A 16,411-nucleotide genomic window follows, 5' to 3' on the forward strand; every position below is an offset into this window, starting at 1 on the left:
TTTTCTTCAAGGGATGGTGGTGGGGGAAGGATGATTCGTCGCTGTGCGACTCACCCTGCGGGCCGCGCTGAAGCGCGTTGTCTCACTGCGTGAGACTCGAACCTTGGTCGAAGCTTCTCATCCTCCCCCAATGCGGAGCATTATGAGGCGATGTGCTTGTAATTCGGTTGGGGGATTTTCTGCAAGAGATGGTGGTGGGGGAAGGATGATTCGTCGCTGTGCGACTCACCCTGCGGGCCGTGCTGAAGCGCGTTGTCTCACTGCGTGAGACTCGAACCTTGGTCGAAGCTTCTCATCCTCCCCCAATGCGGAGCATTATGAGGCGATGTGCTTGTAATTCGGTTGGGGGATTTTCTGTAAGAGATGGTGGTGGGGGAAGGATGACTCGTCGCGGTGCGACTCACCCTGCGGGCCGCGCTGAAGCGCGTTGTCTCACTGCGTGAGACTCGAACCTTGGTCGAAGCTTCTCATTCTTCCCCAATGCGGAGCATTATGAGGCGATGTGCTTGTAATTCGGTTGGGGGATTTTATGCAAGAGATGGTGGTGGGGGAAGGATTCGAACCTTCGAAGTCTGTGACGGCAGATTTACAGTCTGCTCCCTTTGGCCGCTCGGGAACCCCACCATGGTATTCATGGATTTACAAATTGTTGTTCCGGTTTCATCCGGAAGAAACCTGGCCGGTTTCTTTACTGCCTCTTCGCTCCTGGCGGAGAAAAGATGGTGGTGGGGGAAGGATTATTCGTCACTTCGTTCCTCACCCTTCGGGCCGCGCTAAAGCACGTTATCCTTCCCTTTCTGATTCGCTTTAACTCAATGCGTAGCAGCAACGAGAAGATGGTGGTGGGGGAAGGATTCGAACCTTCGAAGTCAGTGACGGCAGATTTACAGTCTGCTCCCTTTGGCCGCTCGGGAACCCCACCATATACATGGCTATTTAACTGGCCTTGCTTGCGAGAGCGCTGTCTCGGTAAGCGGGGCGCATCATATCAAATGAAGCGGATGTGTAAAGTATTGAAATGCAGAAAATGAATCGTTTGCCGTTTTTTTATTCTTGGCGGTGCATCCCTGAACGAAATGCACCGATTTATTGAACGATTACAGAATAACGGTGCGGTTGCCGTAGACGAAGACGCGCTGCGCCAGCACCTGATACAGGGCGCGGCTGAGCACATTTTTCTCCACGTCGCGGCCGGCGCGCATCATATCCTCGGCGGAATAGGTGTGATCGACGTGGATCACGTCCTGCATGATGATCGGGCCTTCGTCGAGATTGTCGTTAACGTAGTGGGCGGTGGCGCCGATGATTTTTACCCCGCGCTCGTAGGCCTGGTGATAAGGCCGCGCGCCGATAAACGCCGGCAGGAACGAATGGTGAATGTTGATTACCTGATTCGGATAATGTTGCACGAAGGCCGGAGTCAGCACGCGCATATATTTGGCCAGCACCACGTAATCCGGCTGATATTGATCGATCTTGGCCGTCATTTCGCGGTCGTGCTGTTCGCGCGTCAAGCCTTCGTGGCTCACCAGATGGAAAGGAATATCGAAACGCTCCACCAGCGATTGCAGCGTGTCGTGGTTGCCGATTACGGCGGCGATCTCAACGTCGAGGCCGCCATAGGCGCTTTTCATCAACAGATCGCCCAGGCAGTGCGCCTCTTTGGTGACCAGCACTACGATGCGCCGGCGCCCGGTGCTGTGCAGTTCACGCAGCGAACCTTCCGGCAGGGCGCTGTCCAGATCGGCCAGCAGCGTGTTGTCGTTGAAAATGCCTTCCAGCTCGGTGCGCATGAAGAAACGCCCGGTGCGGTGATCGACGAACTCATTGTTCTGGACGATATTGAGTTCGTGCTTGTAACAGATGTTGGTGATCTTGGCGATCAGCCCTTTGGCGTCCGGGCAGATGGTGCGTAACACTTTCCGTTGTACATTTTGGTGCGGCATGGGTTTGAGGATCCTGTCTGATACTGAACGGCCTGTCTGCGCAGGCGTAAACGTGAAGCGCCGGCCGGCTAGCGCCCGCAGCACTTCTTGTATTTTTTCCCTGAGCCACAGGGACACATCGCATTTCGGCCGGGCTGGGGTTTGGTGCCGTCGATATAATACCAACGTTGATCGCGACGAAGGAAGCGCGAGCGCTCATGCATCGCCTGCGGTTCGCCGCTTTCGCCATCGGTGAAACGGGCGATGAATTCGACGAAGCCTTCATCCGGCTCATGACCGGCTTTCTCTTCCACGATCGTCAGGCCCAGCCACTCGGTATTCTTAAAGCTGTCGACGATTGCATTGCGCCACGCTTCGGCGCCACAGTCGGGGTGCCAGGTGGCGATCAAATAGTCGACGTTATGATTCACGTAGGCGGTGAAGCGTGAACGCATCAGTTGGCCGGGCGTCGGCGCCGGCTGACTGCCGCTGATAAAAGGGGCGCAGCACGCGTTATACGCCAGTCCGCTGCCGCATGGGCATGATTCGGGCAAAATGACTCCTGATAAAACGAGGCTCAAAATGAATTTAGCGCATATGTTACCTAACAATATTCGTCAGTGACAATCTACCCTGAAAGCAGGGAACACCGTTTACCGAGAGGATGGCGCTATGCGGCAAATCAAGATCGGACTGGCGCTGGGAGCGGGCTCGGCTAAAGGCTGGGCGCACATCGGCGTGATTAATGCGTTAAAGAAGCTGGGGATTGAGGTCGATATCGTTGCCGGCTGCTCTGTCGGCGCGTTGGTGGGGGCCGCGTTCGCCAGCCATCGCCTGCCGGCGATGGAGCAGTGGGTGCGATCGTTCAGCTATTGGGACGTGATTCGCCTGATGGATTTTTCCTGGCAGCGCGGCGGCCTGTTGCGCGGCGAGCGGGTGTTTAACGCCGTCGGACAGCTGCTGAAGATCAATGATATCGCCGATTGTGCGTTGAAGTTCGGTGCCGTGACGACCAATCTCAGCACCGGGCGTGAGCTGTGGCTGACCGAAGGCGATATTCATCAGGCGATACGCGCTTCCTGCAGCATGCCAGGCCTGTTGGCGCCGGTATGGGCCGACGGCTATTGGCTGGTGGATGGCGCGGTGGTCAATCCGGTGCCGGTGTCGCTTTGCCGCGCCATGGGCGCCGATATCGTCATCGCGGTCGATCTGCAGCATGACGCGCACCTGATGCAGCAGGACCTGTTCTCGATACGTATCGAGGAAGAAAGCCCCAACGATGCGCCTGCGGCTACCTGGCGCGGGCGTCTGCGGGAACGCGTCGGCAGAATGCGTAAGCGCAAACCGGCGACGGCGCCGACGGCGATGGAGATTATGAGCACATCGATTCAAATGCTGGAAAATCGCCTCAAGCGCAACCGGATGGCGAGCGATCCGCCGGATGTCTTGATCCAGCCTTTTTGCCCGCAAATCTCAACGCTGGATTTCCACCGCGCCGATGAAGCGATCGAGGCGGGGTTGCTGGCGGTTGAAAAACAACTGGATCGGTTGTTGCCGTTGATAAAAAATAGATAATTCTCGGTTCTTGGTTGGCAATGCGCAGTTGGTCTGTTTCAGACGAGCATAAGTGACCTTTTTGAGCCACTATTACACTATGGAAAGGGACGAGGCTCGGCTGATGGCATTACCACTCACTCACAAGCGCATCTTGATCGTTGAGGACGAACAGGTTTTTCGTTCCGTGCTGGTCGGTTATCTGACCTCGCTGGGCGCTGAAACCGGCGAGGCGACCAACGGTTTACAGGCGCTGAGTGCCGTCGATGACTTCAAGCCGGATCTGATTCTGTGCGATCTCGCGATGCCGGAAATGGGCGGTATCGAATTTGTTGAACATCTGCGTTTGCAGGGGCTGCAGATCCCGGTGCTGGTGATCTCGGCCACCGACAAGATGGCCGACATCGCCAAGGTGCTGCGGTTGGGCGTGCAGGATGTACTGCTCAAGCCGCTGACCGATCTCAATCGCCTGCGTGAAGCGGTGCTGGCGTGTCTATACCCCAATATGTTCACCTCCCAGGCGATTGAAGAGGTTGAACTGTTTCAGGACTGGGATGCGTTGAGCAAAAATCCTTCCGAAGCCGTCAAACTGCTTAAGCAACTGCAGCCGCCGGTACAGCAGACCATTGCGCATTGCCGGATCAACTATCGGCAGTTAACCACCGGCGAAAATCCCGGCCTGGTGCTGGATATCGCCGCCTTGTCAGAAAAGGATCTGGCATTCTATTGTCTGGACGTCACGCGCGCCGGCGATAATGGCGTATTGGCGGCATTGCTGTTGCGCGCATTATTTAATGGGCTGCTGCAGGACCATCTGGCTAATCAACAGCATCGTTTGCCGCAAATGTCGGCATTGTTAAAGCAGGTTAATCAATTATTGCGGCAGGGGAAATTAGACGGTCAATTCCCTCTGTTGTTGGGATATTATCACGCCGAAAATAAAAACCTGATTCTGGTTTCCGCCGGGCTGCATGCCAACGTCAATACCGGTGACAATCAAATCCAGTTGAGCAACGGCGTGCCGCTGGGGACGCTGGGGGCTACCTACATGAATCAGATCAGCCAGCGTTGTACCGCCTGGCAATGTCAGGTATGGGGCAGCGGTGGCCGATTGCGACTGATGCTCAGCGCTGAATAGCAGGCAGCGATCGGCGCGATCTTAAGCTATTTACTTATCTGTAATTAAACCGTTTATTTATTCTCCGGATTATCCGAACGGGTAATAGTCCTAAATGTTTTCTATTTGTGTTCTGGTTAATGCTCGGCGCGCATAAGCTGGTATACTCCGAAGGTTTTTTTATATCGAGCCCAAGCTCATAAAATGAGCGCTTTAGCTTTAAGAGAGGAAATAATGCCTGCTGTAAATCGCAAAGTCAGAAAAGCCGTGATCCCGGTTGCAGGCTTGGGTACGCGGATGTTGCCGGCCACCAAAGCCATTCCGAAAGAAATGCTGCCGCTGGTTGATAAACCTCTGATCCAATACGTCGTCAATGAGTGCATTGCGGCGGGGATTAACGAGATTGTGCTGGTCACCCACTCCTCCAAGAACTCGATCGAAAACCATTTTGATACCAGTTTCGAACTCGAAGCGATGCTGGAAAAACGCGTCAAGCGCCAATTGCTGGACGAAGTGCAGTCGATCTGCCCGAAAGGCGTTACCGTGATGCAGGTTCGTCAGGGTAATGCCAAAGGCCTGGGGCACGCGATTATGTGTGCCTACCCGATGGTGGGCGATGAACCGGTCGCGGTGGTGCTTCCGGATGTGATCCTCGACGAATACAGCGCCGATCCGAAAAAAGACAATCTGCACGAAATGCTGCAGCGCTTCGAAGCCACCGGCGTCAGCCAGATCATGGTTGAACCCGTGCCGCATAAGGATGTCGGAAACTACGGCGTAGCCGACTGTAAGGGCGTTGATTTGCAACCGGGCGAAAGCGCGCCGATGGTCAGCGTGGTTGAGAAACCGTCGCCGGATAAAGCCCCTTCCAACCTGGCGATTGTCGGTCGTTACGTGTTGTCTGCCGATATTTGGCCGCTGTTGGCGAAAACGCCTCCAGGCGCCGGCGATGAAATTCAGCTGACTGACAGCATCGAAATGCTGATGCAGCAGGAAACGGTGGAAGCGTATCACCTGAAAGGCGTGAGCCATGACTGCGGTAACAAACTGGGTTACATGCAGGCCTTCGTGGAGTACGGCATGCGTCATGCCAGCCTGGGCAAAGAGTTTTCTCAGTGGCTGCAGCAGGTTGTTGCCGCTGACAAGAAGTGATTTGATCTTTCGTCTTAATTTGAAAAACTAGGATTTTCACATGAAAGTAACAGTTTTTGGTATTGGTTATGTGGGGCTGGTACAGGCCGCCGTGCTGGCTGAAGTTGGCCATGACGTTATGTGCATCGATGTTGACGAGCGAAAAGTCGAGAACCTGAAAAAAGGGAATATCCCGATTTTTGAACCGGGCCTGACGCCGCTGGTGCAGCAAAACTATGAGGCCGGGCGCCTGCATTTCACCACCGATGCCAAAGCGGGCGTGGCGCACGGGAATATCCAGTTTATCGCCGTCGGTACGCCGCCGGATGAGGACGGTTCCGCCGATCTGAAATATGTCACCGCGGTGGCGCGCACCATCGCCGAGCACATGACCGATCGCAAAGTGGTGATCGACAAATCTACCGTGCCGGTCGGCACGGCGGACAAAGTGCGTCAGGTGATGGCGGAAACGCTGGCAAAACGCGGCAGCAACGTGCCGTTCGACGTGGTGTCCAACCCTGAATTCCTGAAGGAAGGCGCTGCGGTGGCTGACTGCATGCGCCCTGAGCGCATCGTGATCGGTACCGATAATAAAGAGGTGATCGAGCCTATTCGCGAGCTGTACGAGCCGTTTAACCGCAATCACGATCGTATGATCATGATGGATATCCGCAGCGCGGAGCTGACCAAATATGCCGCCAACTGCATGCTGGCGACCAAAATCAGCTTTATGAACGAAATGTCCAACCTGGCGGAAATGTTGGGCGCGGACATCGAGAAAGTGCGTCAGGGCATCGGTTCCGATTCACGCATCGGTTATCACTTCATCTACCCTGGCTGTGGCTACGGCGGTTCTTGCTTCCCGAAAGATGTTCAGGCGCTGATCCGCACGGCGGAGCAGATCGGTTACCAACCGAAGCTGTTGCAGGCGGTAGAGCAGGTCAACTACCAACAAAAAGACAAGCTGAACAGCTTTATCAAAGACTATTTCGGCAGCGATTTGAAGGGCAAAACCTTCGCACTGTGGGGCCTGGCGTTCAAGCCGAATACCGATGACATGCGTGAAGCGTCCAGCCGTGTGCTGATGGAGCAGCTGTGGGCTGCCGGCGCCACCGTCCAGGCCTACGATCCGGAAGCGATGAACGAAGTTCAGCGCATCTATGGCCAGCGCGACGACTTGAAGCTGATGGGTACCAAAGAGGCTGCGTTGCATGGCGCCGATGCTCTGGTGATCTGCACCGAATGGCAGAATTTCCGCGCACCGGACTTCGATGTGATCAAGAGTGCGTTGAAACAGCCGGTGATCTTCGATGGACGTAACCTGTACGATCCTGAGCGTTTGGCGAATCGCGGCTTTACCTACTATGCGATTGGCCGCGGTGCCTCGATTAAACCGGTTATTTAAGGAGTGGGCATGAAATTCCTGGTTACAGGCGCCGCAGGGTTTATTGGTTATCACGTTGCAGAGCGTTTGTTGACCGCCGGGCATCAGGTTATCGGCATCGATAACCTGAATGACTATTATGACGTGGGCCTGAAAATGGCCCGTCTGGACAGGCTGGCGGATAAGCCGGGATTCCGCTTCATCAAGCTGGATTTGGCCGATCGTGAGGGCATGGCGGCATTGTTCGCCGAGCATCAGTTCCAACGAGTCATTCATTTGGGTGCCCAAGCCGGCGTGCGTTATTCGCTGGTCAACCCGTTGGCTTATGCGGACGCTAACCTGATCGGTCATTTGAACGTTCTGGAAGGCTGCCGTCATAATAAGGTCGAGCATTTACTTTACGCTTCCTCCAGCTCTGTTTATGGCCTCAATCGCAAGTTGCCGTTTGCTACCGAAGATTCTGTCGACCACCCTGTGTCACTGTATGCGGCAACCAAAAAAGCCAATGAGCTGATGTCACACAGTTACGCTCATTTATACGGTCTCCCGACGACGGGGCTACGCTTCTTTACCGTATATGGTCCCTGGGGGCGTCCGGATATGGCGCTGTTCAAGTTTACCAAGGCCATATTGGCGGGGGAGAGCATCGATGTATATAACCACGGTGAAATGCACCGTGACTTTACTTACATTGATGATATCACCGAGGCGATTGTGCGGCTGCAGGCGGTTATTCCGCAGGCAGATCCGTCATGGACCGTTGAACAGGGATCGCCGGCGACCAGTTCCGCGCCGTATCATGTTTATAATATCGGCAATAACACCCCCGTTAAACTGATGGAATATATCACGGCGTTGGAGCAGGCTTTGGGGGTAACTGCCCGCAAGAATATGCTGCCTATGCAACCTGGCGACGTGATGGATACCAGCGCGGATACCGCAGAGCTTTATCGTGACATTGGTTTTAAGCCGGAAACCAGCGTTGAAGAGGGTGTGAAGCGCTTTGTTGATTGGTATAAGGCATTCTACCAGGTTCAATAATTGAACGAGGGTATATGCGACAAAGGGGCCTTAGGGCCCTTTTTTTTCGCTGGAACCCCATGCAAGGAACAAAATGCGAATTAGGATATTTACTAAAAGGAAAGGGATGAGGCAGGATCACGTCGATAAGCTTTAAAATGAAAAGGCCCCCCGCAGGGAGCCTTTCAGATACGGGCCGAATCGCTATTACAGCAGGAAATCGTCCAGAGATTTACCTTGCTCTTCGATAGCTTTCTTAATCACCGCAGGAGTACGGCCTTGGCCGGTCCAGGTTTTCAATTCGCCGTTTTCGTCTTTATATTGGTATTTAGCAGGACGTGCTGCGCGTTTTGCTTTACCGGCAGCCTTGTTGGCAGCCATGGTTTGCAGCAGTTCATTCGGATCGATACCGTCAGCAATCAGCATTTCGCGGTATTGCTGCAGTTTACGGGTGCGTTCTTCGATTTCTGCTTGAGCCTGGCTGTCTTCTTCGCGACGTTCGTTCACAACAACTTCCAGTTTCTCGAGCATTTCTTCCAGCGTTTCCAGTGTGCATTCTCTTGCCTGGGCGCGCAGAGTGCGGATGTTGTTCAAAATCTTTAATGCTTCGCTCATTGTCCTAGTCTCAAATTATATTGGTGGGGGGCGTCTCGATAATAATAGAGCGCTATTTTCTTTTCTGCAATAGCCAAATTGACTTGAATACTCAAATTTACCTTTTAAAAAACCGTTAATCGGATCTGTCCGACTAATATAGGAAGGGCTGTTAACTATTACCCTTGTCGCACTTAAGTCAAAATTTCAACAGGCATGCTTTAAAAGGCGCGTGTCGCAAGGCTTTCATCGATAAGTTATCGCCGTAATTTATATCAATATTACAATGGGTTCTGTGGGCTTAATCACGTCATGGCTAGGCAGACATTGTAAACAATAGGGGTATATAGGTAAAGATTGCGTCAGGAAACGTCGGGGACAGCGAAGGTGATTAAATGCCCTGTATTGGCCCCGAGTATAATAGACTGGCGCGCCGTTGCGGTTGCGGCACCCGCCGCGGTGAAACCGTGATTATGCATTAATGGGCAAATGATCGCGGTTAACCATTAGCAAGAATTAATAGTGATGACAGGCATACATTATCCTGTAAATAGCTGTAAAAAGAACGGGCCGACAGAACGATATGTTTCGCTTGAAAGCGCATTATTACGGCGAACGCAATATTCGTTCGCTTTGGGCTGAGCCTGGGGGGCGGCTTATGGTACACTTACCGTCCTAATCGACATTTGAATATTTCTTATACCATCGGAGTTGCGGGGCCATGGCTCAACTTTATTTTTATTACTCTGCGATGAATGCCGGCAAGTCCACCGCGCTGCTACAGTCTTCATATAACTATCAAGAACGTGGTATGCGCACGCTGGTGTTCACTGCGGAGATCGATCACCGCTTTGGCGTAGGTAAGGTCAGCTCGCGCATCGGTTTATCCTCGCAAGCCCAGCTCTATAACAACGACTCGATGCTGTACGCCATGATTCAGCAAGAGCATCAACAGCAGCCGGTGCATTGTGTGCTGCTGGATGAAAGCCAGTTCCTGACCAAGGCGCAGGTTGAGCAATTGTGCGATGTGGTGGACCAACTGGACATTCCCGTATTGTGCTACGGCCTGCGTACCGATTTTCTCGGTGAGCTGTTTACCGGCAGCCAATATTTGCTGGCCTGGGCCGATAAGCTGGTGGAATTGAAAACCATCTGTCACTGTGGGCGCAAAGCCAATATGGTGTTGCGTTTGGATGAAAACGGCCAGGCGATGCACGCCGGTGAGCAGGTGGTGATTGGCGGTAACGAGAGCTATGTCTCCGTCTGCCGCAAGCATTATAAAGAGGCGATTCACTCCCTGGAATAGGGGAGAAAACGCCGCCAAAGCCCGCTGAGGCGTTTTGGCGGCGTGAGTCGAAATGCAGCGCCTCTGGCGCAATAAAAAACCCGCCGTTTGGCGGGTTTTTTTATCGGTTTACGAAACCGTTATTTCTTGGGCTTCTTTACCGCGGCTTTGGCTGCAGCCGGAGCTGCCGCCTCCTCGTCGACCGCTTCGCTGAATTCGCGGCCGTAGAAGGTATCCAGCATGATTTGCTTCAGTTCGGCAATCAGCGGATAGCGCGGGTTGGCGCCGGTGCATTGGTCGTCGAACGCGTCTTCCGACAGCTTGTCAACTTTCGCCAGGAAGTCCGCCTCCTGCACACCCGCCTCGCGGATGGAAGTCGGGATGCCCAACTCGGTTTTCAACTCGTCCAGCCAGGCCAGCAGTTTCTCAATCTTCTGCGCGGTGCGGTCGCCCGGCGCGCTCAGGCCGAGATGGTCGGCGATTTCAGCGTAGCGGCGGCGCGCCTGAGGGCGATCGTACTGGCTGAAGGCCGTCTGCTTGGTCGGGTTGTCGTTCGCATTGTAGCGAATGACGTTGGAAATCAGCATCGCGTTGGCCAGGCCGTGCGGAATGTGGAACTCCGAACCCAGCTTGTGCGCCATGGAGTGGCAAACCCCGAGGAAGGCGTTGGCGAAAGCGATACCGGCGATGGTGGCGGCGTTGTGCACGCGTTCACGGGCAACCGGGTTTTTCGCGCCTTCTTTATAGCTGGCCGGCAGATACTCTTTCAACAGTTTCAACGCCTGCAGCGCCTGGCCGTCGGAGTATTCGTTCGCCAGCACCGAGACGTAGGCTTCCAGCGCGTGGGTGACCGCATCCAGACCGCCGAAGGCGCACAGAGATTTCGGCATGTTCATCACCAGGTTGGCGTCGACAATCGCCATGTCCGGAGTCAGCGCATAGTCGGCCAGCGGGTATTTCTGCCCGGTAGTGTCGTCGGTGACGACGGCGAACGGCGTGACTTCCGAACCGGTGCCTGAGGTGGTGGTGATGGCGACCATTTTCGCTTTCACGCCCATTTTCGGGAACTTGTAGATACGCTTGCGGATGTCCATGAAGCGCAGCGCCAGATCCTCGAAGTGGGTTTCAGGATGTTCGTACAGCACCCACATGATTTTCGCGGCGTCCATCGGCGAACCGCCGCCCAGCGCGATGATGACGTCCGGTTTGAAGGAATTCATCTGCTCGGCGCCTTTGCGCACGATGCTCAGCGTCGGATCGGCTTCCACTTCAAAGAACACTTCGGTTTCGATGCCGTGAGACTTCAGAACCTTGGTGATCTGGTCGGCATAGCCGTTGTTGAACAGGAAACGGTCGGTCACGATGAAGGCGCGTTTCGCCCCGTCGGTCGCCACTTCTTCCAGCGCGATAGGCAGCGAGCCACGGCGGAAGTAGATCGATTTCGGAAGTTTATGCCACAACATGTTTTCTGCTCGCTTCGCTACAGTTTTCTTGTTGATCAGGTGTTTAGGTCCGACGTTTTCAGAGATGGAGTTACCACCCCAGGAACCGCAACCCAGCGTCAGCGAAGGCGCGAGTTTGAAGTTGTACAGGTCGCCGATACCGCCCTGAGAAGCCGGGGTGTTGATCAGAATGCGAGCCGTTTTCATTTTATCGCCGAAGTAGGCGATGCGAGCCGTTTGGTTATCCTGGTCGGTGTACAGGCAGGACGTGTGGCCGATACCGCCCATGGCGACCAGTTTTTCGGCTTTGGCGACGGCGTCTTCGAAGTCTTTGGCGCGGTACATCGCCAGGGTAGGCGACAGTTTTTCATGCGCGAAAGGTTCGGACTCGTCGACCAGCTTCACTTCACCGATCAGCACTTTGGTGTTGGCCGGCACTTTGATGCCTGCCATTTCGGCGATTTTCGGTGCGGATTGCCCGACGATGGCCGCGTTCAGGCCGCCGTTTTTCAGGATGATGTCCTGCACCGCTTTCAGTTCTTTGCCCTGCAGCAGATAGCCGCCGTGGGAAGCGAAACGTTCGCGTACCGCATCATAGATAGCGTCAACGACGATGACCGACTGTTCGGAAGCGCAGATAACGCCGCTGTCGAAGGTTTTGGACATCAGGATAGAGGCGACCACGCGTTTGATATCTGCGGTTTCGTCTACCACGACCGGCGTATTGCCGGCGCCGACGCCGATAGCCGGTTTGCCGGAGCTGTAGGCGGCTTTCACCATGCCCGGGCCACCGGTGGCGAGGATCAGGTTGATGTCAGGGTGGTGCATCAGCTGGTTGGACAGCTCGACGGTAGGCTGGTCGATCCAACCGATGATGTCTTTTGGCGCGCCGGCGGCGATAGCGGCTTGCAGCACGATATCGGCGGCTTTGTTGGTGGCATTCTTCGCACGCGGGTGCGGCGAGAAGATGATGCCGTTACGGGTTTTCAGGCTGATCAGCGCTTTGAAGATCGCGGTAGAAGTTGGGTTGGTGGTAGGAACGATACCGCAAATCAGGCCGATAGGTTCGGCGATAGTGATGGTACCGAAAGTGTCATCTTCAGACAGGATGCCACAGGTTTTTTCATCTTTATAGGCGTTGTAGATGTACTCGGAAGCGAAGTGGTTTTTGATCACTTTGTCTTCGACGATACCCATTCCGGATTCTTCCACGGCCATTTTGGCCAACGGGATACGGGCATCAGCAGCGGCGAGGGCGGCAGCGCGGAAGATTTTATCCACTTGCTCTTGAGTGAAGTTGGCATATTCGCGCTGGGCTTTTTTGACACGTGCGACAAGCTCGTTCAGTTCAGCGACATTCGTTACAGCCATAATGCTCTCCTGATAATGTTAAACTCTTTCAGTAAATAAGCCGTGCGAGCCACTAGTATAGTCATAACGGGAATAAACGGTGATTCGAATACCGGGGCTTTCCCGCGTTATTTCTTCGCATGCTGCTGATTTGCTTAAAGAGCTTTACCCTACGCCAACCGGAGGGGCAGGCAGTGAAGAGAACGGAACCGGCTGGATTGCCACCGACTTTGTTCTACTCCCTGACTACGACTAAGAGCTTACCCACTGTTGGGTAGTTGATTTGTGATCTAAATCATGAAAAGTGCAAGCTGACACCTTTCAGCTTGGCGGTGTTGAGAGTGATTATCAATAACTGTGATCGATGACTCTTTTTTCAACATAAAAAATCAAAAGGCCATACATCACTTTAACAAAGGGTATTTGTTTTGTTGCCTAACTTGCTGGCAGTCAAAAATGCTGCTTTCGCCGGATGGATTACCCGCGGCAATTCCATTACATTAGCGCGCATAGGCAGCACACCTTTTATAGCACTTAACGCGGAGCCATCTGTGGGCCAATCTCTGTTGGATCTTTCCGGCTTTATCAAGTTCTTTGTCGGTCTGTTTGCGCTGGTCAACCCGGTGGGCATCTTGCCGGTGTTTATCAGCATGACGAGCTACCAGGCGGAAGCAGGGCGCAATAAAACCAACCTGACCGCCAACCTGTCGGTCGCCATTATTCTGTGGACATCGCTGTTCCTGGGCGAAGGGATCTTGCGGATGTTCGGCATCTCCATCGATTCGTTCCGCATCGCCGGCGGTATTCTGGTGGTGACCATCGCCATGTCGATGATCAGCGGCAAGCTGGGAGAAGACAAACAGAACAAACAGGAAAAATCGGAGAGCGCGATCCGCGAGAGCATCGGCGTGGTGCCATTAGCGCTGCCGCTGATGGCGGGGCCGGGGGCGATCAGTTCCACCATCGTGTGGAGTTCCCGTTATCACAACTGGCAAAGCCTGCTCGGCTTTACGGTCGCGATCGCCTTGTTCGCCTTTTGCTGCTGGTTGTTGTTCCGCGCCGCGCCGCTGTTGGTGCGTTTGCTTGGGCAGACCGGCATCAACGTGATCACCCGTATCATGGGTCTGTTGCTGATGGCGCTCGGGATCGAGTTTATCGTTACCGGCATTAAGGCGATATTCCCCGGCCTGTTGTAATACCCTTTGTTTAGCCGCGCACCTTTCGCCTTGGCGCGGCTAAAATTAATTTTAAAGTTTAAATTATTTATTGGTTCGCATTATTATAGTGCACAGGATGAATAAAATTTATGCGGTTGCACTCTTATGTTGCATAAATCTCATGTTGCTGTGCAAAAAAAACGCTAAGCGTTATTTCAGACACTTTTCCTCCCCCATTTCCGCGCGTTTTGCCCCCACTCAACGGTAAAGCTGTTGTTAAATTAATCACATCATTCTGTGGGGCTTGTCTCACTTTCATCCAGGTGTTATTAGTGATTAACCGACCATAGGCAGGTGTTTGTTCTTTGAATGCCTGGATTGTTAACTGAATGTTTCTTTGTGCGGTAATGAGATTGCGTTGATGGTTTCAAATGAAATGATTTCGTCTTTTTTTCCTTTAAAATCATAGCGATGATTTTGTTTCTCCGCGTCCCCTAGCTTGGGGGCCGGATCGGGCTTCGTGCGATAAAAGAGAATTGCTTAACATTTTCGTAAAATTTATTGGCTATGGAATTTGGCTTCTGCTAATTTCCGAGCAACTTTCCCGTGGTCAATTAACTGAAATGCGCCATAAAAACGGGAATGATTTTTGCTGGTATCCGTTTATTTAGAATTCTTATAAACACTTCACAAACTTCGATAAGCGATGCTTGTCGGTGAAAAGGAGCCTCGATTATGCAGCAAACCCTGAAGCGCACTTCTTTGACCTTGTTGATTAGCGGCGCGCTGAGCGTCGGCGCCATAAATAGCAGTTTGGCGGCGGAAGTGCCGGCCGGCGTTCAGTTGGCGCAGCAGCAGAATATTGTGATCAACAACGGCAGCGAAGTGGCTTCATTGGATCCGCATAAGGTCGAGGGCGTACCGGAAAGCAATATCATTCTTAACCTGCTGGAAGGGCTGGTGAGCACCGACGCCAACGGGCATGTGGTGCCGGCGGCGGCGGCGAGCTGGGAAAACCAGAATTATCAGCAATGGACCTTCCACTTGCGCCCCGGCGCGGTGTGGAGCGACGGCAGTCCGGTGACCGCGCAAGACTTCGTCTACAGCTGGCAGCGTCTGGCCGATCCGAAAATCGCCTCTCCCTATGCCAGCTACCTGCAATACACCAAAGTCGACAATATCGACGACATCCTGACCGGCAAGAAGCCTCCGCAGACCCTCGGCGTCAAGGCGCTGGACGACCAGACGCTGCAGGTGACGCTGAGCGAGCCGGTGCCGTATTTCATCAGCATGCTGAGCCACACGTCGCTCAAACCGGTGAAACGCGCGGTAGTGGAGAAATTCGGCGATAAATGGACGCTGCCCGCCAACTACGTCGGCAACGGCGCTTACCGCCTGAAAGAGTGGGTGGTGAACGAGCGCATCGTACTGGAGCGCAGCCCGAGCTACTGGAACAACAAGCAGACGGTGATCAATCAGGCGACCTTCTTGCCGATCGCTTCCGAAGTCAGCGACGTCAACCGCTTCCGCAGCGGCGAGATCGACATCACCAACAGCGCGATCCCGCCGTACCTGTACGTCAAAATGAAGCGCGAAGTGCCCGAGCAACTGCACGTTAACCCTTATCTGTGCACTTTCTATTACGAACTCAATAACCAGCGGGCGCCGTTTACCGATCCGCGGGTGCGTGCGGCGGTGAAGATGACGCTGGATCGCGACATCATCGCCAACAAGATCATGGGCCAGGGGCAGATCCCGGCCTACAGTTTCACGCCGACCTTTACGGAAGGCGCCAACTTTACGCCGCCCGCGTGGGCCGGCTGGAGCCAGGAACAGCGCAACGCCGAAGCCAAGAAACTGCTGGCGGAAGCGGGTTACAGCGACGCCAAGCCGCTGAAGTTCTCGCTGCTGTACAACACCTCCGATCAAAACAAACAGCAGGCGATCGCCGCCGCGTCGATGTGGAAAAAGAACCTCGGCGCCGACGTCACGCTGCGCAATCAGGAGTGGAAGACCTCGCTGGAAAGCCGCCATCAGGGGCAATACGACGTGGCGCGCGCCACCTGGTGCGGGGATTACAACGAGCCCAGCGCGTTCCTGAACCTGGTGCTGTCCAACAGCAGCATCAATACCGTGTTTTATAAGAGCCCGGCGTTCGACGCCATCATGGCCGCCACGCTGAAGGCGCCGGATGAGGCCGCGCGCGCCGCGCTCTATCAGCAGGCAGAAGCGCAGCTGGACAAAGACTCCGCGTTGATCCCGGTGTATTACCGCGTCAGCGCGCGGTTGATTAAGCCGACGGTAGGCGGGTTCACCGGCAAAGATCCGCTGGACTATACCGACGTTAAAAATCTTTACATTATCAAGCAGTAAAAGGGGTATTCCTCTCGCTAGCTCGCGGAGGAATATAGGGAAGGCCGGCCGCCGCATTCGTTCCGCGGCGGCGGGAAAC

General features: G+C 54.2%; 12 protein-coding genes, 2 tRNA genes and 3 other RNA genes. 8 read left to right on the forward strand and 9 right to left on the reverse strand.

The features are described from left to right. Nucleotides 1-14 precede the first annotated feature (14 nt). From CRO23_RS10475 to CRO23_RS10505, 7 genes are all read right to left on the reverse strand, one after another. Nucleotides 15-142: non-coding RNA, RtT sRNA (locus tag CRO23_RS10475), on the reverse strand. 47 nt (nucleotides 143-189) lie between these two features. Then, nucleotides 190-317, reverse strand: a non-coding RNA gene (locus CRO23_RS10480) — RtT sRNA. A gap of 47 nt (nucleotides 318-364) precedes the next feature. Continuing rightward, nucleotides 365-492, reverse strand: a non-coding RNA gene (locus tag CRO23_RS10485) — RtT sRNA. Between the two features lie 47 nt (nucleotides 493-539). Then, nucleotides 540-624 (reverse strand) — tRNA-Tyr (locus CRO23_RS10490). 213 nt (nucleotides 625-837) lie between these two features. Further along, nucleotides 838-922 (reverse strand) — tRNA-Tyr (locus tag CRO23_RS10495). A 175-nt stretch (nucleotides 923-1,097) separates the two neighbouring features. Beyond that, the gene (gene purU / locus CRO23_RS10500) at nucleotides 1,098-1,946 is read right to left on the reverse strand and encodes a formyltetrahydrofolate deformylase (protein ID WP_016927485.1); all 849 of its coding nucleotides are present in this window, start codon (nucleotides 1,944-1,946) and stop codon (nucleotides 1,098-1,100) included. A 68-nt stretch (nucleotides 1,947-2,014) separates the two neighbouring features. Beyond that, nucleotides 2,015-2,479: a YchJ family protein gene (locus CRO23_RS10505; protein ID WP_016927486.1), complete on the reverse strand. Its 465-nt coding sequence runs from the start codon at nucleotides 2,477-2,479 to the stop codon at nucleotides 2,015-2,017. Between the two features lie 118 nt (nucleotides 2,480-2,597). On the opposite strand from CRO23_RS10505, the gene rssA reads away from it, so the two are divergent. The 5 genes from rssA (at nucleotide 2,598) to CRO23_RS10530 (ending at nucleotide 8,152) form a co-directional block, all read left to right on the forward strand. Further along, complete coding sequence (rssA, locus tag CRO23_RS10510; RefSeq protein ID WP_016927487.1) at nucleotides 2,598-3,500, forward strand: patatin-like phospholipase RssA; 903 nt, start codon at nucleotides 2,598-2,600, stop codon at nucleotides 3,498-3,500. Between the two features lie 103 nt (nucleotides 3,501-3,603). Beyond that, nucleotides 3,604-4,617, forward strand: coding sequence for a two-component system response regulator RssB (gene rssB / locus CRO23_RS10515; protein WP_004932178.1), 1,014 nt, complete (start codon nucleotides 3,604-3,606; stop codon nucleotides 4,615-4,617). A 213-nt stretch (nucleotides 4,618-4,830) separates the two neighbouring features. Continuing rightward, on the forward strand, nucleotides 4,831-5,748 hold the full coding sequence (galU, locus tag CRO23_RS10520) for a UTP--glucose-1-phosphate uridylyltransferase GalU (protein ID WP_015378094.1): 918 nt from the start codon (nucleotides 4,831-4,833) through the stop codon (nucleotides 5,746-5,748). Between the two features lie 40 nt (nucleotides 5,749-5,788). Then, nucleotides 5,789-7,132 (forward strand): UDP-glucose dehydrogenase family protein, encoded by a 1,344-nt coding sequence (locus tag CRO23_RS10525; RefSeq protein WP_028127468.1) that lies wholly within the window; start codon nucleotides 5,789-5,791, stop codon nucleotides 7,130-7,132. A 9-nt stretch (nucleotides 7,133-7,141) separates the two neighbouring features. After that, nucleotides 7,142-8,152, forward strand: a complete 1,011-nt coding sequence (locus CRO23_RS10530) for an NAD-dependent epimerase (RefSeq protein WP_016927491.1) — start codon at nucleotides 7,142-7,144, stop codon at nucleotides 8,150-8,152. 186 nt (nucleotides 8,153-8,338) lie between these two features. On the opposite strand, the gene hns is transcribed toward CRO23_RS10530, so the two are convergent. Further along, entirely contained in the window at nucleotides 8,339-8,746 is a 408-nt protein-coding gene (hns, locus tag CRO23_RS10535; protein WP_004932170.1) for a histone-like nucleoid-structuring protein H-NS, read from the reverse strand. A gap of 700 nt (nucleotides 8,747-9,446) precedes the next feature. Between hns and CRO23_RS10540 the strand changes: the two genes are divergently transcribed. After that, nucleotides 9,447-10,031, forward strand: coding sequence for a thymidine kinase (locus CRO23_RS10540; RefSeq protein ID WP_015378091.1), 585 nt, complete (start codon nucleotides 9,447-9,449; stop codon nucleotides 10,029-10,031). Nucleotides 10,032-10,150: 119 nt separating this feature from the next. Here the strand turns inward: CRO23_RS10540 and adhE are convergent, their stop codons facing one another. Further along, complete coding sequence (gene adhE, locus CRO23_RS10545) at nucleotides 10,151-12,823, reverse strand: bifunctional acetaldehyde-CoA/alcohol dehydrogenase (protein WP_097101897.1); 2,673 nt, start codon at nucleotides 12,821-12,823, stop codon at nucleotides 10,151-10,153. 530 nt (nucleotides 12,824-13,353) lie between these two features. Here adhE and CRO23_RS10550 point away from each other — a divergent pair. Together CRO23_RS10550 and CRO23_RS10555 are read left to right on the forward strand one after the other, a co-directional pair. Further along, a complete protein-coding gene (locus CRO23_RS10550; protein WP_015378089.1) occupies nucleotides 13,354-13,998 on the forward strand; it encodes a YchE family NAAT transporter in 645 nt (214 codons plus the stop codon). Between the two features lie 696 nt (nucleotides 13,999-14,694). Then, complete coding sequence (locus tag CRO23_RS10555) at nucleotides 14,695-16,332, forward strand: ABC transporter substrate-binding protein (RefSeq protein WP_016927493.1); 1,638 nt, start codon at nucleotides 14,695-14,697, stop codon at nucleotides 16,330-16,332. Nucleotides 16,333-16,411: the final 79 nt, after the last annotated feature.

Source organism: Serratia sp. JKS296 (assembly GCF_900215445.1).
Classification (GTDB): domain Bacteria; phylum Pseudomonadota; class Gammaproteobacteria; order Enterobacterales; family Enterobacteriaceae; genus Serratia; species Serratia marcescens.